The following is a 12,945-nucleotide window of genomic DNA, read 5'->3' on the forward strand; positions in this document are numbered from 1 at the left end:
GGCCCGCGGTGCGGAGACGCTGCCCCGCAGCTGACCCGGGAGGACGTCGTCGGGTGCCGGGTCCGCCGGCGGTCGACGAGCTGAGGAGGCGCCTCCTGCGAGGCCCGCCGGCTGCGGACCCAGCGGCCCAGCGGCTCAGCGGCCCAGCGGCCCAGTGGCTCAGCGGCGCCAGTCGGCGCCCTTGTCGAGGACGCGACCGGCGTCCGCGAACGTGACGGTCCCGCGGTAGGACGTCATCCCGGGGGCGAACGTGCCTCCGGCCGGCCGGCCCTGAGCAGCGCCGAACGACGGGAGGGACGCTCCGTACTGGAACAGGGTCTCCTGGATGGGGCGGTAGCAGGCCCCGCCCTTGTCGCTGACGCCGACGACCGTGCCGAGGGCCCGGACACCGCTGCCCTCGCTGCGCCACACGGGGCCGCCGATGTCGCCGATCGAGGCGGGAGCGTTCGTGCAGAGCAGGCTCGTCCCGTTCGGGCCGGCCGCCGTGCCGACCACGCGCCCCTCCGTCCAGCCGGTGTCGATGCCCATCTTGCCGATCACGTAGCCGACGGGCTGGTCGACGCTGCGGGTCCACCCGACCACGAGGCCGCTGCCGGGACGCTTGCCCGTGGTCGGGTCCTCGACGATCTGGTGCGCGTCGTTCCCGGAGCGCATCAGCAGCAGCGAGAGGGGGTCTCGCGGGTTCGAGTAGTAGATGTCGGCGTGGTAGCCGGCGTCGCCCCGGACGCTGCCGTCGACCGTGACGCCGGCCGCGCAGTTCTGGGCCGTGGTCAGGAAGAACCCGCTGTCGCCGGCGACGGCGTAGCCGCCCGTGCAGGCCTTGTCGGACGCGGCCGACGATGCGCTGCCCTTGCTGCCGAGGATCGCGGGCTCGCCCGCGCTGTAGTCGTACCCGGACGCGGTCGGCACGGTCTTGACCTTGGGTGTCGGCGCGGGCGTGGGCGTCGGCGTCGGGGTGGGCGTCGGCGTGGAGGTGGGCGCGGGTCGCCCGGCCGTGTCCCCGGCGGGCGCGGCCTGCGTCGGCGTGCCGCCGCTCAGGCTGACGTCGAGCACGGCCCCGCCCGAGGGCGAGGTCGAGCGGACCGCCACGGTGAAGCCCCCGCCGGCGCTGGTGAAGCTCTCGCCGGCGTCGAGGTGCGTGTCGCGGCGCGTCAGGTCGCCCGCCCTGACGGGGCCGGCGGCCACGACGGCCGTCGAGACCGACGAGCCGAACAGCGGCATGGCGCGCAGCACGCGCACCTCTCCGACGGCACGGTCGCCGTTGAGGGCGCAGCGCACCAGCGTCTTGTCGAGGGACGAGCACCGCGGCGACGCGCCCCGGAACTCGGCGCTCGTCGCGTCGCGGCCGCTCGCGGTGCGGTACTCGACCCAGTAGGTGTCCCCGCTCAGCGGGTCGACGACCTGCACGGCCCGGCCGCCGGCCGTGGTCGCCGCGCCGTCGAGCGCGCCGACCGTCACCTGCTGCCGGGTGCCCGGCTCGCGGAGCGTCGTGGCGTCGACCTGGAAGCCGGCGCGGAGGCGCTGCGGCGTCGACAGGTGCGGTCGCGCACCCGAGACGGAGTAGCCCATGATGTCCAAGAAATCGCCGTACTCCTCCACCGGGCACGCCACGGAGGTGTCGGTGTCCGTCGTGTGCGCGAAGTCCGAGAGGGGTGCGTCGACGGTGGTCGAGCTGCGGCACATGCCGGCGCCGGCGTGGCCGAAGCCGAGGTTGTGGCCGAACTCGTGCATCAGCACGGGGACGCCGAGCGCGGTGTCGGTGCCGACCGAGCTGAAGATCTCGCCGCCGCCGCCCCCGACTGTGCCGAACGCGGCCGAGCCGCAGGTCTCGCGCGTCAGCACCAGGAGGTGGTTGTCGGTGCCTGCCCACCGGTACGACGCGAAGGCGCCCCCGAACGCGGTCGTGTGCACCGAGTCGAGCACGGCCGACGGGTCGCACGTGCTCTTCGCCAGCGACGTGCGCTCGATCCCGGCGAGACGGACGTCGACGGTGCCGCCCGACTCCTCCCACCAGTAGTCGTGCAGCTGCTGGATCGCGGTCGTGACGGACGCGTCGTCGGGCGGGGTCGCGGCGTCGTCGGCGGTGGTCGTCGTGACGGTCGCGATGCTCACCGAGACACGGTGGACGACGGCGACGGGAGCGGCCTGGGCCGACTGCGTCGGCTGCTGCGCGCCGCCTCCCTCGACCTCGGTCTGCTCCATGACCTCCGCCTCGCGCGCCTCGACCTCCGCCGCCTCGGCGTGCAGGTGCGGCGCCGTGACGGGGGTGGAGGGGACGGCGATCATGTCGTCCGTGAGGTCGGGCGCGGCAGGAGTGCCCTCGGCCGGCGCGGTGCCGGTCGGCACGGCGGGGACGGCAGGTGCGGTCGCAACGGTCGGATCGACCGGAGCGGCGTTCACCGCCTGTCCGTCGGCGAGGCCGCCGGCGACGATGAGGGCCGCGACGAGCACGGCGGACGCACGGATGGAACGGGGGGTGGGCACAGCGGACTCCAGTCGTGCGGGGAGCTGCGGGGTCGTCGGGACCGCGCGCTCGTCGACGTGGGGCCGTCGGGACCCCACGCACGTCGCACGGTCGTCGGGACCGTGCGCACGTCGCACGGTCGTCGGGACCGTGCGTTCACCGCAAGTTCGATGCAAACACAGGGACTTCACCCTCCGAGCCCCCCACAACGGGTCCGGTTCGCTCTCCGGACACGGTGCGCGCCCCCACAACGGGGCCGAGGAGGCGCCCCCGCTGTCGGACGTCCCACCTAGGCTCGCAGCATGCCTCGCCCCACCACCCCGCCCTTCCGCTGCACCGAGTGCGGCTGGACCAGCCTCAAGTGGGCCGGCCGCTGCGGCGAGTGCCAGCGCTGGGGCACCGTGGTCGACGTCACGTCGGCGCTCGTGAGCACCCGGGGCACCGCCCCCGTGTCGGTCGGCGGCGACCGGGTGGCGCGTCCCATCACGCAGGTCGAGGCCGGTGCCGTCGCGTCGTGGCCGAGCGGCATCGCCGAGTTCGACCGCGTCCTCGGCGGCGGCATCGTGCCGGGCGCGGCCATCCTGCTCAGCGGCGAGCCCGGGGTCGGCAAGTCGACGCTGCTGCTCGAGGTCGCCTCGCGTGCCGCCGCGACCGGCGCCCGCGTGCTCTACGTGACGGCAGAGGAGAGCGCCCAGCAGGTCCGGATGCGGGCGCAGCGCACCGGGGCGATGCACGACGACCTGTACCTGGCGGCCGAGGTCGACCTCGCCGTGATCCTCGGGCAGATCGAGCAGGTCGACCCGCAGCTCGTCATCGTCGACTCGGTGCAGACGGTCTCGTCGTCGTCGATCGACGGGATCGCCGGCGGCACGTCCCAGGTCCGCGAGGTCGCGTCGACGCTCATCCGCGTCAGCAAGGACAGGAACCTGCCGGTGCTGCTGGTGGGGCACGTGACGAAGGACGGCACGATCGCCGGCCCGCGCCTCCTCGAGCACCTGGTCGACGTCGTGTGCCAGTTCGAGGGCGACCGGCAGACCTCGCTCCGGTTCATCCGGGCGCACAAGAACCGCTTCGGGCCCACCGACGAGGTCGGCTGCTTCGAGATGACGGGCGACGGCATCGCCGAGGTCGCCGACCCCAGCGGGCTCTTCATGTCGCGCAGCGGCGCCCCGGTCAGCGGCACCTGCATCACGATCGCGATGGAGGGGCGGCGTGCGCTGCCCGTCGAGGTCCAGGCGCTGATCGTCGCCAGCAGCACTCCGCAGCCCCGACGGGTCGTCAACGGCGTCGACTCCTCGCGAGTGGCGATGCTGCTCGCGGTGCTCGAACGACGGGCCGGCATCCGGCTCGGCGACGCCGACGTCTACGTGTCGACCGTCGGCGGCATCAAGATCACCGAGCCGGGGGCCGACCTGGCGATCGCGCTGGCCCTGGCGAGCGCCAGCCGCGACGTCAGCTACCCGCACACGATGGCGGCGGTCGGCGAGATCAGCCTGGCGGGCGAGATCAGGCCCGTGTCGTCGCCGAGGCAACGCGCCAGCGAGGCGGGCCGGCTGGGCTTCAGCCAGCTCGTGGACGCCGAGTCGGGCAACCTGCGCGAGGCACTGCGACGCGCCTTCAGCGCGGCCAGCACGCCCCGCGAGCGCGAGCTCGACGGCGCCTTCTAGGCGCCCACCAGGTCGATCACGGGCGAGTTCGTCCGACCTGGGCCGTCACGACAGCCCGCCTGCGACGAACTCGCCCGCCTGACGCGCGCCGGGCAGCCCGCCGCGACAGCGCCGGTCCGCTACTTCAGGGCCTTGAGCAGGTCCTCGGGGGCGGCGGCCATGGTGTGCGGGCCGGCGATGTCGAAGAAGACCTGCTCGAGCACGTCGAGGTGCACCTCCATGAACGCCCGCAGCGCGTCGGAGTCGTAGAGCATCACCTCGAGGTCGGGGTCGTCCGGGACCATCGCGGCGTACGCCTCCGCCGAGGAGAAGAGCAGCAGGATGCGCTTGTCGGTGTTCTCGCGACCGAAGACGCGCACCTGCTCGGCGACGACGGAGACGGGCTCGGCCGAGTCGCGGTCGGCGAGGGCCGCCGTGTCGGTCGCAGCGTCGCCGTCGCCCTCGCCGACGCCGACGCCGTCGCCCTCGGCGACGAGCCCGCCTTCAGCAGGGGGAACCACGAGCTTCGGCACGACGACCACGTCGTGCCGAAGGGCGAACGCGACGGCGGCGACGTCCTGGCTGGCCAGGGCCAGCTCGAGCGCCTCGGAACGGGGGGAAGCAGCTTCGGTCATCGCTCAGTTCAGGATCATGGGGGCGGTGTCGGCCGACGTGATGTCGCCGACGCTGACGGTCAGGCGGTACGTCGCGCCTCCTGCGGGCACGGCCTGCCGGGAGTCCGCGTCGCAGGTGTCGATCGTCGACCGCGTCCTGTCCCAGGCGATGGCCGGGGTCGAGAGGGTCTGGCCGGCGGTGAGGGTGACGTCCTGGTCGGTGGGGTCGACCTGGCAGTCGGCGGACGACCACCACTGCTCCTCGCCGCTGGTCACGACGAGCTTCTGCTGGCCCGAGCCGAGGTTGATCACGCAGTCCGACGAACCGGTGTTGGTGACCGACATCGAGATCTGCGGCAGCTCGGTGGGGGCGAACACCTGCTTGTCGACGACGGGGACGAGCTCGATCGCGGTCGCGGCGCAGCGGGCCCCGTCCTCGGCTGTGGCCTCCGTCGAGGCCGGATCGGGGGTCGCGTCGGCGGCAGGGGCGGTCGCGGCCGTCGACGGGGCCGGGTCGGCGGCGGGGGTGCTGGTGGCCGCGGCACCGGGCTCGTCGCCCGAGGCTCCGGGCCGCACGACGATCAGCACGACGACGACGATCGCGACGACCAGGCCGAGCAGCACGAGGGCTCGGCGACGCCAGTACACCGAGGGCGGCTGCGGGCCGGTCGGATTCGTGAACGTCGACATGCGCACAGGTTAAGTGCTGGCCACCGCCCTGCGGCGGACGCTGGCGGCGTGTGGGCCTGGGAAGTTCCGCCGAGCACGCAGGAGGCGGGCGTGCGGCCGGGCGGGACGCGGTCAGTCCGCAAGCGGCGGCAGGGCCTTGAGCATGCGCGAGTTGCCCAGGGTGTTCGGCTTCACCCGGGCCAGGTCGAGGAACTCGGCGACGCCCTCGTCGGTCGAGCGGACGAGCTCGGCGTAGACCTCGGGCGGCACGAGCCCGTCGTCGCCCACGTTGAGGTAGTCGTGCTTCTCGAAGAACTCGACCTCGAAGGTGAGGCAGAACAGACGGCCGATCTCGAGGCGCCGGGCGGCGCCCTCCAGCGAGTCGAGGAGGCGGTGGCCGACTCCCCGGCGGATCCAGGCCGGGTCGAGGGCGAGCGTCCGGATCTCGGCGAGGTCGTCCCACATGACGTGCAGCGCCCCGCAGCCGACGGGCACCCCGTCGGGGCCGACGGCGATCTGGAACTCCTGCACGTCGCCGTAGAGGGTGACGAGGTCCTTGCCGAGCAGGATCCGCTTCTGCACGAAGGGCTCGCAGAGGCGCTGGATGTGCGGCACGTCGCTGACGACGGCGTCGCGGACGGTGATGCCGTGCTGGTCCGCGGAGGTCATCCCCCGAGCCTACCCACGCCGCAGTCCCCGTCGGCGGGTCGCCGTCCCCGTCGGCGGGTCCGCGCCCGCCCGCCGCGGACGACCACGACCCGCCGCGGGCCACCACGACCCGCCGGCATCGAGCGGCGGGCTGGCACCCGGGGCGCACGCGAGAGGGCGGTCCGGCCGGAGCCGGACCGCCCTCTCGGCGGATCACGGGGAGCTGACGCTCCCGACGAGCTGGCTCGCGCCTAGCTCTCGATCTCGGGCACGTCGCCCACGAGCACCTCGTCGCGGCCCGGCTGGCGGGTCGTCGTGAAGACGAACTCGCCGTCGACCCAGTCGACCAGCACGTGGTCGCCGGCCGTCAGGTCGCCCGTCAGGATGCGCTCGGACAGGCGGTCCTCCACCTCGTGCTGGATCGCACGACGCAGCGGGCGAGCACCCAGGGCCGGGTCGAACCCGATCTTGATGAGCTGCTCCTTGGCGGGCACCGTCAGCATGGCCGTCATGTCGCGGTCGAGCAGACGGTCGCTCAGGCGCTTGATGAACAGGTCGACGATCTGCAGCAGCTCGGGGTTCGACAGCTGCGGGAACACGATGGTGTCGTCCACGCGGTTGAGGAACTCGGGCTTGAAGTGCTTCTTCAGCTCTTCGTTGACCTTGGCGCGCATGCGGTCGTAGCCGGTCGCGGTGTCGCCCTCGATCTGGAATCCGACGGGACCGCCGGCGATGCCCTTCGAGCCCAGGTTGGTCGTCATGATGATGACCGTGTTCTTGAAGTCGACCACGCGGCCCTGGCCGTCGGTGAGACGTCCCTCTTCGAGCACCTGCAGCAGCGAGTTGAAGATGTCCGGGTGGGCCTTCTCGATCTCGTCGAAGAGGACCACGGAGAACGGCTTGCGGCGCACCTTCTCGGTGAGCTGGCCGCCCTCCTCGAAGCCGACGAACCCGGGAGGGGCACCGAAGAGCCGCGAGACGGTGTGCTTCTCGCCGAACTCCGACATGTCGAGGCTGATCAGCGCGCCCTCGTCGTCGAAGAGGAACTCGGCGAGCGCCTTGGCCAGCTCGGTTTTGCCAACGCCCGTGGGGCCGGCGAAGATGAACGACCCGGAGGGGCGGTTCGGGTCCTTGAGGCCGGCGCGAGTGCGTCGGATGGTCTTGGACAGGGCCGCGATGGCCTCCTCCTGACCGATGACGCGCTGGTGCAGGGCCTGCTCCATGAAGACGAGACGCGATGTCTCCTCCTCGGTGAGCTTGAAGACGGGGATGCCCGTCGCCTGGGCCAGCACCTCGGCGATGATGCCCTCGTCGACGGTTCCGCCGGCTCCGGCCTCGCCCGAGCGCCACTGCTTCTCGAGACGGAGACGCTCGCCGAGGAGCTTCTTCTCCTCGTCGCGCAGCGAGGCGGCCTTCTCGAAGTCCTGGTCCTCGATCGCGCCCTCCTTCTGGGCGCGGACGCCGGCGATGCGCTCGTCGAACTCGCGCAGCTCGGGCGGGGCGGACAGGATCGAGAGGCGCAGACGGGCGCCGGCCTCGTCGATCAGGTCGATCGCCTTGTCGGGCAGGAACCGGTCGCTGACGTAGCGGTCTGCCAGGTTCGCCGCCGACACGATGGCGCCGTCGGTGATCGAGACCTTGTGGAACGCCTCGTACTTGTCGCGGAGGCCCTTGAGGATGTTGATCGTGTGGGGCAGCGACGGCTCGTTGACCTGCACCGACTGGAAGCGCCGCTCGAGGGCGGCGTCCTTCTCGAAGTGCTTGCGGTACTCGTCGAGCGTCGTGGCGCCGATCGTCTGCAGCTCGCCTCGGGCCAGCAGGGGCTTGAGGATCGATGCCGCGTCGATGGCGCCCTCGGCGGCACCCGCACCGACGAGCGTGTGGATCTCGTCGATGAAGACGATGATGTCGCCGCGGGTGCGGATCTCCTTGGTGACCTTCTTCAGGCGCTCCTCGAAGTCACCGCGGTAGCGGCTGCCGGCGATGAGCGAGCCGAGGTCGAGCGAGTAGAGCTGCTTGTCCTTCAGCGTCTCGGGCACCTCGCCCTTGACGATCGCCTGCGCGAGGCCCTCGACGACGGCGGTCTTGCCGACGCCGGGCTCACCGATCAGCACGGGGTTGTTCTTCGAGCGGCGGGAGAGGATCTGCATGACCCGCTCCATCTCCTTCTCGCGGCCGATGACCGGGTCGAGCTTGTTGTCGCGCGCGGCCTGCGTCAGGTTGCGGCCGAACTGGTCGAGGACCTGGCTGCCGCCCTGCGCGCTCTGCTGCTGCTCGCCTCCGACGGCCACCGCCTCCTTGCCCTGGTAACCCGAGAGGAGCTGGATGACCTGCTGGCGGACGCGGTTGAGGTCGGCGCCGAGCTTCACGAGGACCTGGGCGGCGACGCCCTCGCCCTCGCGGATCAGGCCGAGCAGGATGTGCTCGGTGCCGATGTAGTTGTGGCCGAGCTGCAGCGCCTCGCGGAGGCTCAGCTCGAGGACCTTCTTCGCACGGGGCGTGAAGGGGATGTGGCCCGTGGGCTGCTGCTGGCCCTGGCCGATGATGTCCTGGACCTGCTCGCGCACGGCGTCGAGCGAGATGCCCAGCGACTCGAGGGCCTTGGCGGCGACGCCCTCGCCCTCGTGGATCAGCCCGAGCAGGATGTGCTCGGTGCCGATGTAGTTGTGGTTCAGCATCTTCGCCTCTTCTTGGGCGAGGACGACGACGCGACGGGCACGGTCGGTGAATCTCTCGAACATCTCTTGACTCCCTCGGTGGCGGGGTGGTCGTCGCCACCAGTACGCGGTCGACACCTGCATTCGGTGCCGGTCTACGGAGAGCGTAACCAGCGCCTCCCCCGCAGGTCATCCCTGTTCGCTGGGGGCGTGACACCCTGTGAACCAGCGGGACAGCCGAGGAGGCGGGGGTCGCGTCGGCGGGCGCGGGCGCGGGAGGCGCGGGCCGGGTCGGCGGCGTCAGCCGGGCGACAGGGGCGCGGTCTAGCCTCGCCTCATGGGCAACCTCGTCGTCGGCCTCGTGCCGCACCCCACCAAGTCGGTCCGCGACTCCGTCGACATCCTCTGCGGGTGGAAGCAGCGCGGCGAGGTCGCCGGCGGCCACGTCCGTCTCGTCGCGCAGGCAGCCGACGAGTCGCGCATGCAGGGCGGCGTCGAGCTGGTCGACGAGCAGGAGTTCCGCGACACGGTCGACGTCGTCGTGGCCCTCGGCGGCGACGGCACGATGCTCGGCGCCATGCGGCTCGTCGCCGACCGGCCCGTGCCCGTGCTCGGCGTGAACTACGGCAACGTGGGGTTCCTCGTCGAGGTCGAGCCGCACGAGCTGCCGGCCGCCCTCGAACGGCTCGCCGCCGAGGACTTCTCGCTCGAGCCGCACCACGCCGTCGAGGTCGTGCACACCGCGTCGGGCACCGAGAACCGGTTCCTCGCGTTCAACGACGTGTCGATGGCGCGCCGCCCCGGCGAGGGCGTGGTCACGGCCGACCTCGTGCTCGACGGCACGCCCTACGGCTACTACAAGGCGGACGCCGTCGTCGTCGCGACGAGTGCCGGCTCGACGGCCTACAACTACGCCGCGGGCGGGCCGATCCTGTCTCCGGCCGTCGCGGCGACGCTGATCACGCCCGTCGCGCCGATGTCGGGCATCGACCGCTCGGTGGTGCTCGGACCGCTCGAGCAGCTGCGCTTCCAGATCGGCAGCGGCACGCACTCGGCGGCCCTCGAGGTCGACGGCCGCGTCGTCGCCGACGTGAGCGACGGCTGCGTCGTGTCGATGTCGCTGCGGCCCGAGGCCGGGCAGGTCATCCGCCTCGACGCCGGACGGCACGCCACGAAGGGGCGCCTGAAGCTCAGCCTGCTCGACCTGCCGCTGCGCGAGGACCAGCTGCTCGAGCTCGTGCCGAGCGACGTCCGCGCGAAGTTCAAGGCGCGCACCGCGCACCGCCGCGGGGCGGCCGGCGCCGAGGCGACCGAGGTGCTCTCGCCCACCCCGACCAGCTGACCCGCGCCTCCTGGGCTCTGCCTCACCGGCGCCTCCTGGTCCCTGCGGCTCCTCCCGTCGAGTGGTCAGGAGTCGTCCCTGTCACGTCTCTGAAGGACAGGACCTGACCACTCGATCGATACGCCCCGGGAACAGACAGGAAGAGGGCCGCCTCCCCGCGTGGACGGGGAGGCGGCCCTCAGGCACTGCAGGTCGGACCGGCCTACTGCAGGTACAGCTGCAGGTCCTGGCTGACGGCCTTCGCGAACATGCGGAGGCGGGCACGGCTCTCGACGCGCGAGACGGCCTGGCGCGAGCTGTGCACGCGCTTCGAGATCTCGTCGAGGGTCATCGGCTGGTCGTCGTCCAGGCCGAATCGCATGCGGATGACGCGGGCCTCGTCCTCGGGCAGCGTCGCCACGAGGGCGTGCATGTCGCGGTTCAGCAGCGAGTTCTCGGTCGCGGCCGTGGGCGAGGGGGTCTCCTCGTCCTCGATGAAGTCGCCGAGCTCGCTGTCCTCGGCGTCTCCGACGACGGTGTGGATCGAGACGGGCTCGTGCGAGCGCGACTTGAGCTCGACCAGGTCGGCGACCTCCATCGCGACCTCCTCGGCCACCTCCTCGACGGTGGGCGCACGGCCCAGGTCGACGGTGAGGTCGCGCTCGGCACGCGAGATGCGGTTGATGCGCTCGACCGTGTGCACGGGGATGCGGATCGCGCGCGCCTTGTCGGCGAGGCCGCGGGCGATCGCCTGGCGGATCCACCAGGTGGCGTAGGTCGAGAACTTGTAGCCCTGCGTGTAGTCGAACTTCTCGACCGCGCGGACGAGGCCGAGGTTGCCCTCCTGGATGACGTCCATGAAGGGGAGGCCGCGCTGCGTGTAGCGCTTCGCGATGCTGACGACCAGGCGGAGGTTCGCCGTGATCATGCGGTCCTTGGCACGCTCGCCGTCGTGCTGCAGCCAGCGGAGGTCGCGCATCATCTCGGCGTGCGCCTTGGTGCGGTTCTTCTTGACGGCGTCGGCGGCCTGGAGCTCCTTGAGCTTCTCGCCGGCGAACAGGCCGACCTCGATGCGACGCGCGATCTCGGTCTCTTCTGCGGCGTCCAGCAGCGGCATGCGGCCGATGTGGCGGAGGTAGTCGCCGACCTGGTCGGTGGAGGCACCGCGGACCTGGGACAGGACCTCGACCTCGGGCTCGTCGGTGGTGTCCGTGGTGGTGTTGCGCGTGGTGACGGATGTGATCGTCATCGTTCTCTCCCTGCTCGAGGTCTGACTGGTGTCATGTCGAATAGTTCGTGAAGCTGTTCGGCGTTGATACGAGTCTGGCGCGTGGCAGGGTCCCGACAGAAGTCGCTCCGGGCCTTCGTTAGGCAGTTCTGTGCGCGCGCACAGGGTTTCGAGCCTTTCGGGGGACGGGAGAGACCAGGCTTTGACGAGCGCTGCCATCGGGTGTAGGGCGCAGATCCGGGTCCTGGGGTACAGTGCCCGCCCTCCCGTCCAGATGGCGACCCTGGCCGGGGGACAGGCTCGTCCCCCGCGCCGCGCGCTCCTCTGCCCTCGGGGTACAGCAGACGCCCGCCGACGATGTCGACGGGCGTGCAGGGACGCTCAGGAGGAGCGGGTCGCGCCGGCCTCGCCGCGCTCGAGGGCCTCGGCCCGCTCGCGCTCCTCCGCCTCGATCTTCGCGTAGGCGGACCGCTCGGTCCGGTCGGCCCGCAGCAGCGAGCGCACCACGAACCAGAAGATCAGGCCCACGACGATCGTCGGCGTCACGGCGAAGATCGCGGCTCCCAAGAAGGTCTCTGGCATGCGTCGAGGATAAGCGCTGCCGGCCCCTGCGCACCTGGGGATGCGTCGAGGCCGAACGACCTCGCGCCGCAGTCGCCCCGCAGGAGGCGCCCCGCACCTCCTGCAGGACAGCCCGCTCCGTTCAGGCCGACGCGTCGAAGGCGGCGTCGACGAGTCCGCGCGCGGTCGCCGCGTCCACCCCGAGGCGGCGCAGCCGCGCCACGAACTCGGCAGCGGCGGACCGCGCCTCGGCCTCGGCGCCGCCCGCGGTCACGAACGTGCCGTGCCTGCCGCGGGTCTCGAGCACGTCCGCCTGTTCCAGCTCACGGTAGGTGCGGGCGACGGTGCCGGGCGCGATGCCGAGGTCCTCCGCGAACCGCCGCACCGTGGGCAGCCGGGCGCCGGCCGCCACCTCGCCCGAGCCGATCGCGGCGAGGAGCTGCTGCCGGAGCTGCTCGAAGGGCGGCACCGACGAGCGCTGGTCGATGACGATCACGGTCGGCTCCCCGCAGCGCCGGCGGGGCCGACGACGGAGGGGCGGCGCGGCTCCCACAGGCGTCGCCACCAGTGCAGGTGCGGCTTCGTCGCGAGGGCCCAGATGACGACCCCGGCCGCGAGCGTGAGCAGCACGACCACGCCGAGCCCGAGGACCCCCACGACCACGTTGCCGACGGACCCGGGGCCACCGCCGGCGGCCGCGTCGCCGAGGACGGCCAGGGTGCCGGTGAGGCCGACGAAGCCGAGGACGACGGGGGCCGTCACGAGGTCGCGCAGCGCCATCGACCGGAGCGCGTCGTCCCAGGCGAGGTCGAGCTCGGACACGGCCGGCTGCCCGCGGTCGACGAGGCGCCTCATGGCCACCTCGGTCACGACGAGCCCGACCACGGCGACGAGGGCGGTCACCCCGGGGAGGCCCGTGACCCAGTCGACGAGAGCGATCGGAGGGAGGGCGCCGCCGAGGCCCGTGACGGCGACCACACCGCCGACGACGACGGCGACGAGTGCCAGGCCCACGACGAGGCGCGCGCCGAGCAGCTCGGGCGGGCCGACGTAGTCGGCGACACGAGGAGGCGCGGTCCGGGCGACGCGGACCGCGTCGGCGGCGGGACGGGGCACCGAGCCGGTGGCGGCCACTGC

The 12,945-nt window shown here is 72.4% G+C and carries 10 protein-coding genes and 1 pseudogene; 2 read left to right on the forward strand and 9 right to left on the reverse strand.

The window, feature by feature from the left end; translation table 11 throughout:
* Positions 1 to 159 precede the first annotated feature (159 nt).
* Positions 160 to 2,484 (reverse strand): zinc-dependent metalloprotease family protein, encoded by a 2,325-nt coding sequence (locus RWM17_RS07300; RefSeq protein WP_314102352.1) that lies wholly within the window; start codon positions 2,482 to 2,484, stop codon positions 160 to 162.
* Positions 2,485 to 2,766: 282 nt separating this feature from the next.
* On the opposite strand from RWM17_RS07300, the gene radA reads away from it, so the two are divergent.
* A complete protein-coding gene (gene radA / locus RWM17_RS07305) occupies positions 2,767 to 4,131 on the forward strand; it encodes a DNA repair protein RadA (protein WP_314102354.1) in 1,365 nt (454 codons plus the stop codon).
* A 119-nt stretch (positions 4,132 to 4,250) separates the two neighbouring features.
* Here the strand turns inward: radA and RWM17_RS07310 are convergent, their stop codons facing one another.
* From RWM17_RS07310 to RWM17_RS07325, 4 genes are all read right to left on the reverse strand, one after another.
* Positions 4,251 to 4,745, reverse strand: a complete 495-nt coding sequence (locus tag RWM17_RS07310) for a dehydrogenase (protein ID WP_314102356.1) — start codon at positions 4,743 to 4,745, stop codon at positions 4,251 to 4,253.
* 3 nt (positions 4,746 to 4,748) lie between these two features.
* Positions 4,749 to 5,414: a hypothetical protein gene (locus RWM17_RS07315; RefSeq protein ID WP_314102358.1), complete on the reverse strand. Its 666-nt coding sequence runs from the start codon at positions 5,412 to 5,414 to the stop codon at positions 4,749 to 4,751.
* A gap of 111 nt (positions 5,415 to 5,525) precedes the next feature.
* Positions 5,526 to 6,062, reverse strand: coding sequence for an amino-acid N-acetyltransferase (locus RWM17_RS07320; protein WP_314102360.1), 537 nt, complete (start codon positions 6,060 to 6,062; stop codon positions 5,526 to 5,528).
* 230 nt (positions 6,063 to 6,292) lie between these two features.
* Positions 6,293 to 8,782, reverse strand: coding sequence for an ATP-dependent Clp protease ATP-binding subunit (locus tag RWM17_RS07325; protein WP_146902288.1), 2,490 nt, complete (start codon positions 8,780 to 8,782; stop codon positions 6,293 to 6,295).
* 253 nt (positions 8,783 to 9,035) lie between these two features.
* Between RWM17_RS07325 and RWM17_RS07330 the strand changes: the two genes are divergently transcribed.
* On the forward strand, positions 9,036 to 10,040 hold the full coding sequence (locus tag RWM17_RS07330; RefSeq protein ID WP_314102363.1) for an NAD(+)/NADH kinase: 1,005 nt from the start codon (positions 9,036 to 9,038) through the stop codon (positions 10,038 to 10,040).
* A gap of 202 nt (positions 10,041 to 10,242) precedes the next feature.
* On the opposite strand, the gene RWM17_RS07335 is transcribed toward RWM17_RS07330, so the two are convergent.
* From RWM17_RS07335 to RWM17_RS07350, 4 genes and pseudogenes are all read right to left on the reverse strand, one after another.
* On the reverse strand, positions 10,243 to 11,268 hold the full coding sequence (locus RWM17_RS07335) for a sigma-70 family RNA polymerase sigma factor (protein WP_192040547.1): 1,026 nt from the start codon (positions 11,266 to 11,268) through the stop codon (positions 10,243 to 10,245).
* Between the two features lie 360 nt (positions 11,269 to 11,628).
* Positions 11,629 to 11,829 (reverse strand): hypothetical protein, encoded by a 201-nt coding sequence (locus RWM17_RS07340; protein ID WP_314102365.1) that lies wholly within the window; start codon positions 11,827 to 11,829, stop codon positions 11,629 to 11,631.
* A gap of 121 nt (positions 11,830 to 11,950) precedes the next feature.
* Positions 11,951 to 12,304, reverse strand: a complete 354-nt coding sequence (locus tag RWM17_RS07345) for a GntR family transcriptional regulator (RefSeq protein WP_146902274.1) — start codon at positions 12,302 to 12,304, stop codon at positions 11,951 to 11,953.
* A pseudogene (locus tag RWM17_RS07350) lies at positions 12,301 to 12,945 on the reverse strand (hypothetical protein); the annotation flags it as partial. The gene RWM17_RS07345 and the pseudogene RWM17_RS07350, both read right to left, overlap by 4 nt.

The sequence above is a fragment of the uncultured Frigoribacterium sp. genome (genome assembly GCF_963515265.1).
Classification (GTDB): Bacteria; Actinomycetota; Actinomycetes; order Actinomycetales; family Microbacteriaceae; genus Frigoribacterium.